Here is a 16,850-nt window from a genome sequence, read left to right as displayed (position 1 = left end):
TCGATCTCCTCACCTCAGACTTAGCCGCTTGTCGGAGACTCCCCGGGTACGGACTGCAGTGATCACGCTCCACAACGTGACGGCCCAGATCACGACCACCAACGCGGGGTCCGCCCACGAGGAACGTGACCAGGCGGCGTCGTCGAGAATGACTGGATCCACAATGTCCATGGTGAGGACAGCGGCGGTGAGGAACGCGGCGAAGACGAAGGTCGCTACGAGGTTCACGACTCGCATGGCCGTGGTCGATTTCCGCGCTCGAAGTTTCCATACTTCTGCAGCGGCGAAGACCACGAGGAAGCCGTAGTACACCGGTAGCCAGACGTTCCAGAGGTCAGGGTTGACGAAGCTGCCGCCGTCATTGAGCTGACCCGCGTAAACGAAAGACGTGGGTATCACCGGGATGAGCGCGAGGAACACGATGAAAACCAATGACCCGACAGTCTCGGTGAGTCCGGGATGCGTGGTGTGTAGAAATACACCACGACTGTGGTCGCCTCGAACCTTGGACGACTCCACTGGTGCGATCCGGGCCAGCTGCTCCGGTGATAGCACTCGCTCAAGAATCGCGAACAGTGCCGCCAAGATCGCCACGGTGAGTAGGGCCGCCATGACGGCCTTCGCCGCCGCGACCGCGATCAATTCGCCGATCACGGGTGTGGGCTCAACAGCCAGGTACACCGCGGCGTTCACCACCGCCGCAACAACCAGCACCATGGGAAGCATCCAACGCGCGAGTCTGACGAAGGCGGGATACAGCTGAGGACCAATGAGATATTGCGGTGAATCGGAAAGTGAACTCATCACGGATCATTCCTAACGGATGCGCGGGGTCGGCCCTTTCTGAACGGAACTGACCGCTTGGTCAAATTTTAGACCTCACGGTCTAATTCGACAATGGGTGGTTCTGCTGAGCGACCGAAACAACGCCGCGAGCACCTTCATCACTCAGTGTCGAAGCAACTCACTGAACCCCGTAAACCAGCGCAACGGTTCCCAGATCGGTCTGGGCCACGGACTTCAGTTCAAGGTTCTTGGGCATTGGGAGCTCGCCGAACAGGCGCTTGCCGGCTCCCAGCAGGAGGGGATGGATGAAGAGGCGCAGCTCGTCGACCAGGTTCTCGGCCAACAACTGACGACAGAGATTCCCGCTCCCCAACACAGCGATCTCTCCGGCTTCCGTTTCCTTGAGTTCCCGTACGGCAGCGCTGAAATCGGACGACAGAACGGTTGTACCGGCCCACGCAACGTCATGAAGGGTGCGGGAGGCCACGTACTTGGGCGTCGCGTTCAGGTGAGCGGCCATCGGATTGTCGTCCGGTTGGAACGGCCAGAAGGCAGCCATTTTCTCGTAGGTCTTACGACCGAACAGATAGCTGGACGTATTGCCCAAGCCTGAGGGTGCCACGACCTGATGGATGCTCTCGGCGAACGGAGCACCCCATCCCCCGTGGGTGAAGCCACCCTCCGTGTCTTCCTGCGGAGAGCCGAGGCCTTGCATGACCCCGTCGACCGTTAGAAACTCAATTAACATCAGATTGCCCATGACAGCATCCTTTCGTCGTTGTACTTCCACGGTAGGAACGCGCCTCCCCCGTGGTATTGCATAAATCGGCACGGAAAGTAGGCGGGCATGAACGTGGACCAACCCACGATCGTCCGACATCAGGTTCCGCCCTCACTTCGCGGGGTGATTGTGGGCATCGTGGGACACGACGACGTAGCTCCCCCTGGCGGGCGTGCACGGATACAACCAGCCAGCAGCTTGTTGATTCTCGAAATCTCGCTCACTTCGCCACTGCATATCCGCCCATTGCACGCGGGTTTAGATGCCGACGTCGCTCACCGCACGTTTTTGGCGGGGCTCAGCACTGCCCCGGTGCAGACGGTATTTTTTGGCCGCCACACGTCAATTCAGATCTACCTGTCTCCGATGGGTGCTTATCAGCTGCTAGGCATTCCGGGCACCGAAACAGCGAGGATAGTGGCCTCTGCTGATGAACTCGTTCCGCAGTGGGCTCACGACTTGGCCGACAGAATGACAGACTTTACTAACTGGCCACAACGGTTCGCGGCGGTAGATCGTGAACTCGTCCGCCACGCTGGGATCGGGTTCGCTGCCGCCCCGTTGGTGACGTGGGCCTGGAATGAACTCCAGCTCTCTGGCGGGCAGGTTCGAGTGGGCGAACTTGCGCAACGCTCGGGCTGGAGCGTGCGCCATCTCGGTCAGTTATTCAAAGCAGTAACCGGTGTTTCTCTCAAGGAGGTAGCACGGTTGATCCGCTTCGAACACATTCACGCGGAGCTTGGCGCCTGGCAACTCAGTGACGTCGCACAGCGTCACGGACTATCGGATCAAAGTCATTTGTGCCGCGAGGTATTGCAATTTTCAGGGGAAACGCCACTGTCGTTGTCCACGTCTCGGCGCCCCACGGCCTTCACCGCCCTCGGGGTGCAACCCGGTGACTTCGGATATGCGCTTAGAAACCATAGGTGAGCAGCACGATCTCCGAATCCGGCAACCGTCGAGCGTCCATCAGGTGCGCGTCGGTTTCGGGAACGCCCTCAAGAATGCGGTGGTCTCCGGCTACGATCTTGGGACCGACCATCAAGTACAGGACGTCCACGAACCCCTGCGCCATGAGTTCCGTCCACAAGGTTCGGCTGCCGAAGACGAGCGCCTCACCCTCTTGCTGCCGCAGCTCAGCAACCCGCTGAGCGAGACCCGACCGAGGAACAATGGTCGTCTGCTCGCGATAAGGCTCGGTCTCTTCCGGAGTCAGCGAATCGGAAACAACCGTGATCGGAATGCCGTCCGCATATCGTCGGGCAATGAACCGGTCGTCTTCGCCTGCGTCGAGATTGTTGACCTGATGAGGCCAGTAACTGACCATGCCATGGAAGGTGGTGGCTCCGAACAGGAGCGAGCTGGCCGCGGCCATCCGCTCGGCGTTCTGGTTGCCGAAGGCCATGTCCATGGGCATGGCCATTACGTCTCCGCCGGGTCCTTCGGTGTACCCGTCCAAGCTGACGAGGCTGCTGACGACGATCTTTCCCATGACGATTCCTTGTGGTTCTTGTGGCTGAGGCGGAGGGCCCGGGCAATCCGGACTTGGCGAATACGTTCCGCGGTGATCAGCCGCTCACGGTGATCCATGAGGGCGAGGTCGGTGGTGACGGGTGACATCATGATGTTCTCCTCAGAACAATGGATGCCCGCTCACGCGAGCATCAGCAGGATTCCGGCCCCGAGGGTCAGATCCAGAGCAGCGCACCATTCGGCCAGGGACCGCGATACGACCGCGTGGCGCCGCCAATGGACCACATCCCAGATGGCGTGGCCGATCAGCCCGACACCCACGAGTACGCGACCGCCAACAGGGTCAAGCCACAGCGCAATCAATCCCACGGCAAGAAATCCGACGGCGGCAAACGGCTGCCAGCGGTAGGCCCCCGACCGTTTCCACAGGCCTCGGATCAACCCCGCAATGATGGAGCCAACAATCACCAAGGCGAACACCCCCATTTCGAGGGCCAAGTTGTCGGACAGCAATCGAAGAGCGACGACAACAACCACGAGAACTCCCAGGACCGACCAGGACCAACTGGGCTTGTCGAGGGCCGCGATGACCACATAGGCCGTGGTCGCCACCAGCAGCACCATGAGTGCGCCGAGCGCGTTGGAGTTGTCGTCGGTCACCAAGTTGAAGACCGCGAAAGCCACGCCCAACAGCAAAGGCCAGCGCCTAACAACAGTCCGTGCCAGCTGAACTGGCCAGGGCGCCGTCAGCGTATCGGAACGCCGATCGGTACGAGCGGTAACGGTATGCGTGTTCATGCTTGGAGGTTAGGAGCGTGCGGACGGTGACCGGCCGGTAGCTCTTATATCCGGTCCGGAATCCTGGGATACTCGTCCTACGGCTTCGGACGGGGGAATCTGATGGCCGATCGTAAGACAGCAGTGATCACCTACGACCACACCGAACTTCTGGACGTCGCCTGCATCACCACGCCGTTGTACCTGGCCAATCTCATCGGCCGGCCCAGCAATCCGTACCAGGTGCAGGTTGTCAGTCTTCACGGGGCGCCCATCAGGTGCGATACCGGCCTGACCTTGCAAGCGCACGGCGCCGTCGAGCATCTGCTGGGCCCACTCGATACTTTGATCGTGGCCGGCGGCGTGGGGCATTTGCGCGCCGCCGACAGTGAACCGTTGCTGCGGCACGTCCGGAGGTTGGCTGATTCGAGCCGCCGGGTCGCCTCAGTGTGCACGGGTGCCACCGTTCTGGCCGCGGCCGGTCTTTTGGACGGCAAGCGAGCCACCACGCATTGGCGATTCGCCGCCGACCTGGTGCGCAAATACCCGCAGGTCACGGTGGACCCCGATCCCATCTTCATTCGCGACGGCTCAGTGGCAACCGCCGCCGGGGTCACCAGCGCGCTGGATCTGACGCTGGCCTTCATCGAGGAGGACCACGGTGTCGGTCTCGCGAGTCAGGTCGCCCGTGACCTGGTGACCTATCTGCAGCGGCCGGGCAATCAAGCACAAATGAGCATGTTCACGGCCACGTCCGGTGAGGGCAGCGAGATCGTCCACGCGGCGGTCGCCTTCATCACCACCCACCTGGACGAGGATCTGACCATCACGGCCGTCGCCGATCACGTGGGCATGAGCCCACGGCACCTTGCGCGCCTTTTCGATGCGCACCTGGGCGATTCACCGGCGCGTTTTGTGCGCCGGATACGCAACGACGCCGCCGCGAGACTCCTCGACACCAGCGCCTTACCCATCTCCGAGATCGCACGCCGTTGCGGTTTCGGGTCCGTGGAAGCCCTGCGCCAGAGTTTCGTGAGTCAGTACGACACCTCACCCAGTGCGTATCGGGACCGTGTCGGACGACCGCTAGCCGAACACTGATGGGCCGGTTGGACATGTGCCCCAGGAATGTGGACGGACCGACTGGCTACCGCCCGGTCACCTGATTCACGGATCTAATCTTCAAACATGAGCACCCACAACAACTCCGCACCCCGTATTCTCCTGATCCCCGGAGCCTGGATGGGCGGGTGGATCTGGGAGCCCACGGTCGACCAACTCCGTGCCCAAGGGTTGGAGGCAGCGTCCCTCACTCTGGATGGCCTGGAACCCGGGGCCGTGGCTCACCATGTCGGCTCCGTTCGGCTCGAAAAACATGTCACCCAGGTCGCCAATGTGATTCTCGAATGGCCGGACCAGTCAGTGGTTCTGGTGGGCCATTCCTATTCCGGGATAGTTGTCGGCCACGTGGCTGACCGCCTGCCGGACCGCGTGATCTCGTCCATTCATTTCGACAGTTTCCTACCGGTCAACGGGCGCAGCCTGATCGACGACTGGGGTTCGGACCCGGCCGAGCGCGCCCGGGAACGATCCGACATCGAGAACGGCACCGGTTACCCCTTCCACTGGGCACCGCCGCCCCGGCAAGCGCTGGAGCTCGAACCGGGGCTCATTCCGCAGGACCGAGAGTTCCTCCTGGAACGGTTCACCCCGCACCCCGGACACACCGTGCTCGACCCCGCCCGCCTGGACCATCCCGTCACCCAGCAGAAAGCGCTGTTCGTAGCCTCTGCGGCGACCAACATCCCGGCCGTCCTGCGAACACCGGACGCGGCCACGTGGGACATCCGCATCATGGACTCCGGGCATTGGCCCATGCTAGAACGCCCCCGGGACGTCATCGAGCTGATCACCGAGCTCGTCGAGTCGCTCGACTGACCACCCGCTGCCCCTACGCTGGCCCCATGACCCATATCCGCTCCACCCGCCACCGTTTTCACGGCCACATTGCCGGAGCCGGCACCTCCGGCGGCACCCGCCTGGTCCTCGGCTGCTGGACCCGCACACCCCACGGCCCGTTCGCTGACGTCATGGTCGCCCACCCGGACGGTCGGCGTGAACTGCTCGCCCCGGACGAATGGGTCGCGGACTTCGTGGCCGGCACCTACGAGTTCGACGACGTTCGGATCCTGCCCGTACACGCCCAACGCACCGGCACCGCTCAGAACTCAATGTGGCACGTGGCTGCCGGGCCCCTCGCCTGGGACTTCACCGTGGGTCCGCGGGATCTCCTGGGATATGTCCTGCGGGCCGTGCCCGCCCCGATCGGCCGGACGTTGACGTTCACTCGAGCCAGCGACGTCGTCGCCCGCCGGATCATGCTCGGCGTGCGGACGCTGGGAACCGCGGGTAACGACCGGCTCGAGTGGTACTCCGCCAGTGACCTCCACGGGTTGAGCGAGTCGACCGCAACCTGGGACGGCGCACCTCTGGGCGCCATGACGGACATGACGCCGCCACCGGATTTCGGGTTCAGTTCAACGCCACGGCAACCGAGCCTCACGGCCTTGACGAGCACCGTGCGCGGCGACTTCCGCCCTGGGAATAATCCGAGAATTTCATAAGTAGCCTGCCAAATCTCAGGTGGAACCTGGTAGACAAAAGGTACTGATCCTTTTCAGTCCTAGGAGGTCTGTTTTGTCCACGAACGAGAACAACATTCCGCAGGTTCCCGGTGTCCCCGGCGTTGAACCGGCATCCGTTGAAGAACCCACGGCTCCCCGCCCGCCGTTGCCCCCCAAGGCTGATCAGTCCGGCCCGGAGACGGTCACGCCCACCGGCGCGAAGACCGGGGCACCGAAGACCGCGAATGCCCAGCAGGGTGAGTACCTCACCACCGCTCACGGCGCTCGTTTGACCAACTCCGACCAGTCCTTGAAGGCCGGAGCCCGCGGCCCGGTCCTGCTGCAGGATCACCACTTCCGCGAGAAGATCTCCCACTTCGACCACGAGCGCATCCCCGAGCGCGTGGTGCACGCTCGCGGCGCCGGCGCCCACGGAGTGTTCCGCGGCTACGGCACAGCGTCCAAGATCAGCCAGGCCGGTGTCTTCGCCAAGGACAAGGAAACTCCGGTTTTCGTGCGCTTCTCCACGGTTCTCGGCTCCCGAGGCTCGGGCGACCTGGCCCGTGACACCCGCGGTTTCTCCACCAAGTTCTACACGGACGAGGGCAACTGGGACCTGGTGGGTAACAACATGCCCGTGTTCTTCATCCAGGACGCCATTAAGTTCCCGGACGTCATTCACGCCGGCAAGCCGCAACCGGATCGCGAGATCCCCCAGGCTCAGTCCGCACACGACACGTTCTGGGATTTCGTGTCCCTGCACACCGAGGCCCAGCACCACACGCTGTGGAACATGTCCGACCGCGGCATTCCGCGTTCCTTCCGCATGATGGAGGGCTTCGGTGTGCACACCTTCCGCCTCATTGCCGAGGGCGGGGAAACCGTGCTGGTGAAGTTCCACTGGAAGCCGCGCTTGGGCGTGCACTCCGTGACCTGGGAAGAAGCCCAGCTCATCAACGGCGCGGACCCGGATTTCCACCGCCGCGACCTGGCTGACGCCATCGAGGCCGGTGCCCTCCCGCAATGGGAGCTGGGCGTGCAGGTGTTCGAGGACAACGAGGACCAGACCTTCCAGGGCATCGACCTGCTGGATCCCACCAAGATCGTGCCCGAGGAACTCGCTCCGGTGGAGCCGATCGGCCTCATGACCTTGGACAAGAACCCCACGAACTTCTTTGCCGAGACCGAGCAGATCGCGTTCAACCCGAACAACCTGGTTCCCGGCATCGACGTCACCAACGACCCGCTGCTGCAGGGCCGCTTGTTCTCCTACCTGGACACCCAGATCAGCCGTCTGGGCGGTCCCAACTGGAACCAGTTGCCCATCAACCGTTCACACGCCCCGGTCAACGACATGCTGCGCGACGGCATGCACCAGACCGCGGTGCACGGCGGCGTGGCCCCCTACCGTCCCAACTCGCTGGACGGCGGTAACCCGTTCGAAACTCCCGCGGACGCCCGCCCGTTCATTGACTTCCCGCAGCCGGTGGCCGCATCCGTCAAAGAACGTAAGCGCCCGCAGTCCTTCGAGGATCACTTCAGCCACCCGCGCCTGTTCTGGCTGTCGCTGTCCGAAGTCGAACGTGAGCACACGGCGCAGGCCTACGCTTTCGAACTCGGCAAGTGCTGGGACGAGAACATTCGTGTGCGCCAGCTCCGTCACTTGGCCGCGATCGATCCGGACCTGGGTCGCAACGTGGCCACGATGCTCGGTCTGCCCGAGCCGGAGCTCACCGAAGCTCCGGCCAAGGACGTGGAGCCCTCCGCCGCGTTCACCCAGGTGGGCAAGACCTGGCCCACCGAGGGCCGTCAGATCGGCATTGTCGTGGGTCCGGACGTTGACGTGGCCGCGCTCAAGAGCCTCATCATTGCCGTGGACGAGGCGGACATGGTGCCGCTGGTCATCGCGCCCACCGGTGGCGAGGTCGGGGGCGGCGTGGTTGCCCAGCGCACCTACCTGACCGCGCGTTCCATCGAGTTCGACGCCGTTCTGGTCGCCTCCAACGCGGCCCCCGGCGACGACGCCCACCACGGTTTGGACGCCAAGGCCGCCGCAGCCGGGCCCGAAGGTCTCGACCCCCGCGTTGCCCTGCTCCTGCAGGAAGTGTGGCGTCAGGCCAAGGCACTGGGCGCATGGGGTTCGGGCAGCGATGTGCTGACCACCCTCAAGCTCGATGACAGCGTCGGCGTGGAAACGGGCAGCGACCCCGTGGAGGTCTTCAAGACCATCATGGAACTGCTCAGCCAGCACCGCGCCTGGGACCGCTTCCCGACCACGGGTCGTTTGGCCTAAACAGCCGCCTGACCTGAGCTAGTGAAGACAGTTGCCGCCTCCCTGCGCATGCAGTGGGGCGGCAACTTTCTGCCCGTGGAAGGTGACAACCGTGCGACATCCCGCGAGCGCCGTCGTCCCGTTAAGCTCCTAGTCACCCGACTGTCAGGCTGTGGAGGCACAGTGTCTGCATGTCGAATTCACAGCCCGCCGGAGAGCGGAAACTCGGAAACCTTTCGGCCAAGGACACCAGGACTCTGCGCGAGTTCATTCGGGTGCGCGGCCAGGCGTATTTGAAGGACCCCAATGTCAGTTCGATCGGGGTCGGATACAAGGTGGTGGACGGTAAGACCACCGATCAGATCGCGGTGCAGTTCACGGTGCATCGCAAACTGCCGATGGATGAGCTGGCGCGGCAAGGCACGCATGCCCTCCCGGACAGCATCGAGGTGGAACAGCTGACCGTGCCCACCGATGTGCTCGAGGTCAGCTACGTCCCGAGCTACGTGCTGGTGCCGGAGGTCGCGCCCAAGATCAGGACCCGGCGGCACGATCCGGTGGTACCGGGCGTGAGCATCAGCAATGTGACCACATCCGCGGGCACCCTGGGCGCGATCGTCTACGGCCGCGAGGACGGCACTCCTTATGCACTGAGCAACTGGCATGTGTTGCACGGTCCGGGTAGCCAGATCGGTGCGCGCACGGTTCAGCCGGGCACCTTTGACGACAACCGCGTGGGCCAAAACGCTCTGGGCGAGCTCGTGCGCTCCCACCTGGGGCCGGCCGGTGACTGCGCCATCACGTCACTCACCGATCGTCGCTTCGACCCGACCATCCTGGAGCTGGACGTGATCCCTGAGGAGATCGGCGATCCCGAGCTCGGTGACAAAGTGGTCAAATCCGGGCGCACCAGCGGCGTCACGTACGGCGTGGTCCGGCGCGTGGACGTGCTCACCAAACTCGATTACGGCGAGGGTTTCGGCGAACGGAACATCGGCGGTTTCGAGATCGGCCCCGACTCCTCCCGCGGCGAGGAGTTGGAACTGAGCGAGGGCGGCGATTCCGGCTCTGTGTGGATGTTCCGCAGCGGCAATGGTCGCACCTCCCGTGTGATGGCCGGCCTGCACTTCGCGGGTGACGCCGGCGGCGGCGCGGAATCCGCCATCGCGTGCCTCCCGGCCTCGGTCTTCGAGAAGCTCGACATCAGCCTGAGCCCCATCACGTACGAAACGGTCCGCGCGGAGGCCGCGGCCGCCCCCGGCCATGGTTTCGATTCGAGTTTCCTGGGGGACGAGGTCGCTCTGCCCACCCTGAGCGCCGATCTCGCGGATGACATCGCACCGGTCAAGGACGGTAGCGAGGTCGTTCACCACACGCACTTCTCTCTGACCATGAGTGCGTCACGACGGCTGGCACGGTGGGTTGCGTGGAACATCGATGGGGAGTCACTCAAGAAGCTCTCCCGCAGCTCCATCAAATTCCAGCTGGACCCGCAGATCGATGCCGAGCACCAGATGGGCGACGAAGTGTACAAGGCCAACGACCTGGACCGCGGGCACCTCGCGCGCCGTGCGGACCTCACCTGGGGCCCGCGAGCGGAGGCGCAGCAAGCCAACGAGGACTCGTTCTACTTCACCAACATTTCCCCGCAGATCAACAGCTTCAATCAATCCTCACGCGGCGGCCTGTGGGGCCGCCTCGAGGACACCGTCTACGACCAGGTCGAAGTGGACCGACTGCGACTGAGCGTCTTCGGCGGGCCGGTGTTCCACGATGACGACCGCGAATACCGCGGCGTGCGCGTCCCTCGAGAGTTCTGGAAGGTCCTGGCCTACACGACCGACGGGCAGCTCACCACCAAGGCGTTCCTGCTGACCCAGAACTTGGACCGGTTGGAGACACTGGACCTGCAAGAGTTCAAGACTTACCAGTTGACCCTGGATGAGTTGACCGAGCGCACGGGCGTGCAGTTTGCTCCCGCGCTCACGGAGCAGCCGGCTCCCGAGGCGCTGGCGGAACCGCGGGTCGTGGAGTCCCCCAGCGACGTCGTGTGGTGACCGACGTCGTGTGGTGACCGAGCGGCGTCGTCGATTCGTCGGCACCGGGCAGGAAACCGCGCCGAACGGGCTGTGGCGCGGACCACGCACCCCGGGGCCGTCCAAGTCAAGTGATTGTCACGGTTCTACATGCGAGGACGCACTTCTCAACAAATATTGAGTGAGCTGACGTGGGGGTTTTGGATGGAGCCAACTCATCTTCTTCGCGGCAGGAGCTTCCGTGCGAACACTCATCTTGCTCGCCCTCGTGGGATTCGGGGCGCAGCTCGTGGACGGGTCCCTGGGCATGGCCTACGGCGTGACCTCATCCACGCTGCTTCTCGCCGTGGGTTTGGCTCCCGCCTCGGTCTCGGCCACGGTACACCTGGCTGAGGTGGGCACCACGCTCGCCTCGGGTGTATCGCACTGGAAGTTCGGCAACATCGACTGGCGCGTGGTCGGGTTCATGGCGGTGCCCGGCGGCATCGCAGCGTTCTTCGGGGCTCACGTGCTCACCCTTTCGGGAGCTGCCGCGGCGCCGGTGATGTCCATGGTGCTGCTAGCCCTGGGCATCTTTGTGGTGTGGCGCTTCCTGACCATCCCGGACCGTCGCCCGGACTTCAAGGGCAAGGTTCCCGGCTTCCTGTTGATCCCGCTGGCCACGGTCGCGGGCTTCATGGACGCGATCGGCGGTGGCGGTTGGGGTCCGGTGGGTACCCCCACGCTGTTGGCCTCGGGGAAGATCGCTCCGCGCAAGGTCATCGGCTCTATCGATACGTCCGAGTTCGTGGTGAGCCTGGGCGCGTCCGCGGGCTTCCTGTTGGCACTGGGTAGCCAGGGCATTGATTTCGGTTTCGTGATCGCACTGCTGATCGGGGGAGTGCTGGCCGCGCCGATCGCCGCGTATCTCGTGCGCCTGCTCGCCCCGCGCATTCTGGCGATCGCCGCGGGCGGCCTGATCATCTTCACGAACGTTCGCACGCTCTTGGGGCTCGACGCCGTGCAGTCCGTCCTCCCCGGGGCCGGCGCCTATTACTCGATCCTGGGTGCGCTGGCCGCACTGTGGATCGCCGGCATGGTGTGGGTGGTTCGCCGCGAGCTGGCCGACCGCAAGGCCGAGCGCTCCCCCGACGAGCCGGAGAAGGTGCTGGTCAACCAGTAAGGCCAACGACGCCGCTCGGCTGAGAGGGAACCACGCTTCCCTCGGCCAGTCGCGGCTGTATGAGGGCCACGCCTCTGAGCCATCTTTCTTGCTGGCTCGGCAAGAAAGATTGCTACTTCCGTGTGGTTGGGGCCTGATGGAAGTCCACAGGCAATCCATCAAGGAGTCGTCATCATGCGCATCAACACCAGTAGATTGGCTCAGGCAGTCGCAGTAGGCATTGGAGCAACGGTTGTCATGGACTCCGGCGGAGAGGTCCTACGCCGAACTCGCGGAGTGAAACCTCTGGACTACGCCCTGCTCGGACGCTGGATCGGTCACATGTCAGAGGGGCAGTTCCGACACCCAGCCATCATGGACGCCGTCCCGGTTCGGTATGAACGACTATTGGGTTGGGCGGCGCATTACAGCATTGGAACCGGGTTCGTGCTCGTGTTGGTTGCCGTGCACCCACGTTGGTTGGAACGCCCCACGATTATCCCGGCCTTGATCACCGGCATAGGAACCATCGTGGCACCGTGGTTCGTGATGCAGCCGGCTTTCGGACTCGGCATAGCCGCCGCAAAGACTCCGACGCCGACCATTGCTCGCGCCCGAAGCTTGCGGACCCACACCATCTATGGGCTGGGCATCTGGGTCGCGGCCAATATTCTTCGCCACCTGCGTTCCTGAGTCGTCGTCTCAGAGCTCACTCACCAGCAGGTTCGGCCAAATGCACCCGCTCCCCGTGCCGACCGAGCAGACTCAGGATTTCTACGGGGCCGTTACCAGTGCTACCGAACCAGTGTTCAGCACGCGTGTCGAACTCGGCGGCCTGCCCGGGTTCCAGAATCACATCGTGGTCTCCCACGATCAGCCGCAGCCGACCGGACAGAACGTACAGCCATTCGACGCCCTCGTGTCGAGTGGTCACCGGTGTCGAATGGTCGGAAGGCAAGATCATCTTGAGTGCCTGCCGGGGCCCGGGAAGGTGCGTCAACGGCACCACTATCACCCCTTTTCGTCGCACGGGTCGCGGATGAACCCGGGGATCGCCAACCGAAGGGGCACCCACCAGTTCATCGAGCGGTAGCTCATAGCACTGCGAGAGCGGCAACAGCAGTTCCAAGGTCGGACGTCGACCACCCGATTCCAACCGAGACAAGGTCGAGGACGAGATACCCGTTCGAACAGCCACTTCCTCGAGGGTCAGGGATCTCGCATGCCTGAAGGCTCGTAGCCTGGGGCCCACGTCTCTCAGCACATCGTTCATTTGCGTCCCTCTCGTTAGGCCCACCTCACCACAGATCGCTCCGTCATGAAGGCGTGCCGGGTCCCGCAGTTCGCAGCTGCGCCCCTCCCCGAGAAACTAGAGACTACGCCCGAATCCGTAGCTGTACAGGTTCCCGTCACGGTCGCGGTAGGCGTACTCGTCACCCAGGAACTTGCCGGGCACATCGCGGGGTGAATCCGCAATGGCTTGCGCGGACACAGGCAGGGTCATGGGCAGGCGACCGGCAGGGCCGCCATCTTCTCCGGACAGCGAGCGCAGCAGGTGCTCGGGCTTGATCTCGAACGTGATCGCCACCGCCTGGGCTTCGGGCTCGAGTTCGGCCAGCAACCACGGGTTGGTCGCGTTGACCACCAACAGTGTGGGAACGGTCTTCTCGATCACCTGAACACGGTCCACGTCCACGCCGTTGTCACGGGGGTCGAGAGACAGCGACACACCTTCGCGATCGTCCTCGAACAGTGCGATCTCAGGGCGGGCCCAGATGAGCGCGAAGTCCGCGTCCTCGGGAGCACTCACGATGTCTGCGGTTGGCCATACCGCCGCAATGGCCTCTTCCAGCTGGCCCTGCACCTGGTCGATCTTGGTACGGCCCGTCACGAAGGGATAGACCTTGATGGGCTTGTCGAGCTGGAGAGGCAACAGAGCGGCGTCGGCGTCGTTACGAAGGAGCGTGACCGACTGTCGCTGCGCGCGCTCGCCCAGGGCCGAGATCTCAGGGGCGCCGATGACGGAGGCGGCACGAGCGGCGTCGACGTAGGGGTTCTCGAACAGGCCGAGCGCAAAGATTTCGGTGAGCAGCCGCGCGGCGGGCTGGTCGAGCTCGGAGGCTTCCAGGTGACCCTGCTCGACGGCGGCGATCAGCTGGGCGGGGTTGGCCATGTCCGAGAAGATATCGGTGCCGGCGCGGACGGCGGCGGCGAAACGGTCGGCCTCGCTGAGGTCCTCGACGCCCCACATCATGGCGTCGATGACCCCGGAGTCGGAGTTCACGTAGCCCTCATGACCCATCTTGTCGCGCAGCAGCCTTTGAATGAAGGTGCGGTTGTAGGCGAACGCAACCTCCTCGAACTGAGTGGTGGGGCCCTGCCAGAACTCCTGGTCCAGCTGCGGGGAGGAGTTGTTCATGGGGCGGGCGTAATACGGCATGATCGAGGCGGCACCGGCGTCCAGAGCGGCCTGGAACGGGGGTAAGTGGTACTTCTCGAGCGCGTTCTCGGTGGGGTACTCGTTGGTCTGGCCCCACTCGAAGTGCGGATCGTGACCGTCCAGACGCACGCCGCCGCCCGGAAAGTGCTTGATGGTAGTGGCCACGGATTCTTCGCTCAGGGTCTCGCCCTGCATACCACGCACCACGGCGCCGATGTACTCGGAGACCAGCTCGGGATCCTCACCGAAGGTGCCATTGAAGCGGGACCAGCGAGGCTCGGAGGCGAGGTCAGCCATGTACCCGTAGAGCTTGTGGATGCCGCCTGCGCGCCATTCCTTGGCGATCTCGTGGCCGAAAGTCTCGATGAGTTCCTTGTCGTTCAGTGCGGCCAGACCCAGCTCACCGGGCCACTCGGAGAAGATGCCGGTGGACTCGTTCACACCGAACTGGGAGACGAGCGCGACATGGTTGCGGGGGTTGGACGCGAAGATCGCAGGGATGCCCAGTCGCGAGTTCTCGGCGAGTTCCTGGACCGCGTTGGTCCACTCGGTGAGTTCCTGGGGAGTGAGGTTGTCGCGGACCACGAAGTAGCGCTGACCGCGCTCGTTGATGGCCTTGTCGGTTGCCGAGGTCACCAGTACCGGCTCGGCGAAAGGCACGCCGGTGATGGGGTTGGCGTCGCGCCAGACGTCCTCCTGATTGAGGATCTGTCCCTCAACGGGGGTAGGCAGGAATGCGGAGTAGCCCGGGTAGTGCGAGCCGATGACCATCAGCCCGGCCTTCTCCTCGGTGGTCATGCGGGAGACCAGGTCACGAGCTCGTTCGGCGGCGGGGAGGCGCCAATCCTCGAAGGGCGACAGGGCGCCGTCGCCGTCGAGATCGCGAAACGTCAGGCCGTCCTGCTCGATGTAGCGGCCGGTCTTGCTGCCGAGTTCGGGTTGAGTAGTCATGTGTGCGGCCCCTTCGTCGCGTCCAACTCCGTGCCATTACGGCGGCGCTGACCACTCCAAAAACCCAGCCAGCTCCGACCATGGCGATCTGATGGTCACTGTATGCGCGGTGCCGGCCGGGTTCCCGTAGTTGGCAGCAGTTGCCAGGAGTTGCGGCTTTCGGAGCGGGGACGACGGCGCTCGGGCAGGTTTGCGGCGGCGTTCATTGACCTGGACCATGGTCCAACTGTTTGGGTAACAGCATGAGATCAAGCGCATTCACTATCGGACCCGTAATGATTCCTCCGATGGCCTTGGGAACTATGTATTTTGGTACGCAAGTCCCCCGCAACCAGGCTTTCGCCTGCTTGAACCATGCTTATGAGTTGGGCGCACGATTCTGGGACACAGCCAACAACTACGCGTTCTGGGCGAATGGAACTGGCAACGAGTCCGAGGAGACGATCGGTGCCTGGCTGGCCGCTAACGGCACTGGCATGCGCGACGAGGTCACCTTGGCGACAAAAATCGGGGCCCGTCCACGTTCATTGGGAGACGGCCTGGACGCATCGATGGGGCTTTCCCGCCGAGCAATCCGCACCCAGGTGCAAGACTCCTTGCGACGCCTTGACGTGGATCATGTCGACGTTCTCTACACGCACGTCGATGACGCGAACACCGCGCTCGAGGAAACACTGGATGCCCTGAGCCAGTTAGTGGATGAGGGCCTCACCAGAACCATTGCTTCCAGCAATCTGACGGCGGCTCGTCTCACGGAAGCCCTTGAAACGCCTTCGGCCCACCCATATACAGCGCTGCAGCAACGTTTCTCGTATCTGGAGCCGGCTCCGAGCACCGACCTGAGTCCTCACGTGCTACTCGACGATGAAGTGTCATCGCTCTGCAGTGAACTCAACCTGACGAGGCTGGGGTATTCACCCCTGCTCTCTGGTGCATATACCCGCGCGGATCGGCCGCTGCCAGAAGGCTATGAAATGGGGCCCGCGGCGTCGGCGGCATTAACCGAAATCGGCAACAAGTATCGGCTGGACCGAGGTCAAGTCGTTCTCTCCTGGATGGTCCGCCGACGCGAAAAGGTAATTCCCGTCGTTGGGGTCTCCACTCCCGAGCAAGTGCAGAGCGCTTGGGAAGCCGTCACGACTACGCTCAATTCATCGGATGTGGAATGGCTGGAAAGGGCTCGGCATGAGTGATCGCATGTCCATTGGCGACGCCGCTCGGCACCTTGGCCTTGAGCCAGACACCCTGCGCTATTACGAACGCAAGGGAATCGTCCCGGCACCCACCAAAGATAGCGCCGGGCATCGTGTCTACACCGAAACCCAGTTACACCTCCTCGAAGTTCTTCTGCATCTCAAATCCACAGGTATGCCACTGGTCAAGATCGCGGCGTTCACCAGGTTGGTAGCGAGCGATCCAGATGGCGTGCCCGAACGACTCGACCTTTTACGTGATCATCGAGAACAAGTCATCCAAGAGATAGAGTCCTGGCAGCATTCTATGCGCGTGATCAACAGAAAGATCGAGGACTACAACCAACGGCTGGGTGGACATGGGCCACAGTGAACA

Annotated in this window: 16 protein-coding genes; 10 read left to right on the top strand and 6 right to left on the bottom strand. The window is 63.3% G+C overall.

What is annotated here, in order from left to right:
• Window positions 1-9 precede the first annotated feature (9 nt).
• Together EWV37_RS09475 and EWV37_RS09470 are read right to left on the bottom strand one after the other, a co-directional pair.
• On the bottom strand, window positions 10-804 hold the full coding sequence (locus tag EWV37_RS09475) for a hypothetical protein (RefSeq protein ID WP_129701288.1): 795 nt from the start codon (window positions 802-804) through the stop codon (window positions 10-12).
• Between the two features lie 160 nt (window positions 805-964).
• Window positions 965-1,546: a dihydrofolate reductase family protein gene (locus EWV37_RS09470; protein WP_129701286.1), complete on the bottom strand. Its 582-nt coding sequence runs from the start codon at window positions 1,544-1,546 to the stop codon at window positions 965-967.
• Between the two features lie 219 nt (window positions 1,547-1,765).
• Between EWV37_RS09470 and EWV37_RS09465 the strand changes: the two genes are divergently transcribed.
• Window positions 1,766-2,497: a helix-turn-helix transcriptional regulator gene (locus tag EWV37_RS09465; RefSeq protein WP_165189360.1), complete on the top strand. Its 732-nt coding sequence runs from the start codon at window positions 1,766-1,768 to the stop codon at window positions 2,495-2,497.
• Here EWV37_RS09465 and EWV37_RS09460 read toward each other — a convergent pair.
• Together EWV37_RS09460 and EWV37_RS09455 are read right to left on the bottom strand one after the other, a co-directional pair.
• Window positions 2,481-3,059, bottom strand: coding sequence for a dihydrofolate reductase family protein (locus EWV37_RS09460; RefSeq protein WP_129701282.1), 579 nt, complete (start codon window positions 3,057-3,059; stop codon window positions 2,481-2,483). The genes EWV37_RS09465 and EWV37_RS09460 overlap by 17 nt on opposite strands.
• A 161-nt stretch (window positions 3,060-3,220) precedes the next feature.
• Entirely contained in the window at window positions 3,221-3,838 is a 618-nt protein-coding gene (locus EWV37_RS09455; protein ID WP_129701280.1) for a hypothetical protein, read from the bottom strand.
• A gap of 102 nt (window positions 3,839-3,940) precedes the next feature.
• Between EWV37_RS09455 and EWV37_RS09450 the strand changes: the two genes are divergently transcribed.
• The 7 genes from EWV37_RS09450 to EWV37_RS09420 all read left to right on the top strand — a co-directional run bounded on the left by EWV37_RS09450 (window position 3,941) and on the right by EWV37_RS09420 (window position 12,583).
• The gene (locus EWV37_RS09450; RefSeq protein ID WP_129701278.1) at window positions 3,941-4,918 is read left to right on the top strand and encodes a GlxA family transcriptional regulator; all 978 of its coding nucleotides are present in this window, start codon (window positions 3,941-3,943) and stop codon (window positions 4,916-4,918) included.
• An 87-nt stretch (window positions 4,919-5,005) separates the two neighbouring features.
• Window positions 5,006-5,755 (top strand): alpha/beta fold hydrolase, encoded by a 750-nt coding sequence (locus tag EWV37_RS09445; protein ID WP_095797066.1) that lies wholly within the window; start codon window positions 5,006-5,008, stop codon window positions 5,753-5,755.
• 26 nt (window positions 5,756-5,781) lie between these two features.
• Window positions 5,782-6,441 carry a hypothetical protein gene (locus EWV37_RS09440; protein WP_129701276.1) on the top strand — a complete coding sequence of 220 codons (660 nt, stop codon included), beginning with the start codon at window positions 5,782-5,784 and terminating at the stop codon, window positions 6,439-6,441.
• A 73-nt stretch (window positions 6,442-6,514) separates the two neighbouring features.
• Entirely contained in the window at window positions 6,515-8,734 is a 2,220-nt protein-coding gene (locus EWV37_RS09435; protein ID WP_129701274.1) for a catalase, read from the top strand.
• Window positions 8,735-8,904: 170 nt separating this feature from the next.
• The gene (locus EWV37_RS09430) at window positions 8,905-10,770 is read left to right on the top strand and encodes a DNA/RNA non-specific endonuclease (RefSeq protein ID WP_129701272.1); all 1,866 of its coding nucleotides are present in this window, start codon (window positions 8,905-8,907) and stop codon (window positions 10,768-10,770) included.
• Between the two features lie 220 nt (window positions 10,771-10,990).
• Window positions 10,991-11,911, top strand: coding sequence for a sulfite exporter TauE/SafE family protein (locus tag EWV37_RS09425; protein ID WP_129701270.1), 921 nt, complete (start codon window positions 10,991-10,993; stop codon window positions 11,909-11,911).
• A gap of 174 nt (window positions 11,912-12,085) precedes the next feature.
• Window positions 12,086-12,583 carry a DUF2938 domain-containing protein gene (locus EWV37_RS09420; RefSeq protein WP_095797072.1) on the top strand — a complete coding sequence of 166 codons (498 nt, stop codon included), beginning with the start codon at window positions 12,086-12,088 and terminating at the stop codon, window positions 12,581-12,583.
• Between the two features lie 16 nt (window positions 12,584-12,599).
• Here EWV37_RS09420 and EWV37_RS09415 read toward each other — a convergent pair whose 3' ends face one another.
• Both EWV37_RS09415 and EWV37_RS09410 read right to left on the bottom strand, forming a co-directional pair.
• Window positions 12,600-13,163, bottom strand: a complete 564-nt coding sequence (locus EWV37_RS09415) for a helix-turn-helix domain-containing protein (RefSeq protein WP_095797073.1) — start codon at window positions 13,161-13,163, stop codon at window positions 12,600-12,602.
• Between the two features lie 96 nt (window positions 13,164-13,259).
• On the bottom strand, window positions 13,260-15,281 hold the full coding sequence (locus EWV37_RS09410; protein WP_095797074.1) for a glycoside hydrolase family 3 protein: 2,022 nt from the start codon (window positions 15,279-15,281) through the stop codon (window positions 13,260-13,262).
• 287 nt (window positions 15,282-15,568) lie between these two features.
• Here EWV37_RS09410 and EWV37_RS09405 point away from each other — a divergent pair, with 287 nt between their 5' ends.
• Together EWV37_RS09405 and EWV37_RS09400 are read left to right on the top strand one after the other, a co-directional pair.
• Entirely contained in the window at window positions 15,569-16,474 is a 906-nt protein-coding gene (locus EWV37_RS09405) for an aldo/keto reductase (RefSeq protein WP_202976204.1), read from the top strand.
• Window positions 16,467-16,847, top strand: a complete 381-nt coding sequence (locus tag EWV37_RS09400; RefSeq protein WP_095797075.1) for a MerR family transcriptional regulator — start codon at window positions 16,467-16,469, stop codon at window positions 16,845-16,847. The genes EWV37_RS09405 and EWV37_RS09400 overlap by 8 nt, the downstream gene beginning before the upstream one ends.
• Window positions 16,848-16,850: the final 3 nt, after the last annotated feature.

The sequence above is a fragment of the Kocuria carniphila genome (assembly GCF_004136555.1).
Lineage (GTDB): Bacteria > Actinomycetota > Actinomycetes > Actinomycetales > Micrococcaceae > Kocuria > Kocuria carniphila.
The sequence above is the reverse complement of the archived record's forward strand: the minus strand, read 5'-3'. Positions and strand labels throughout refer to the sequence as shown.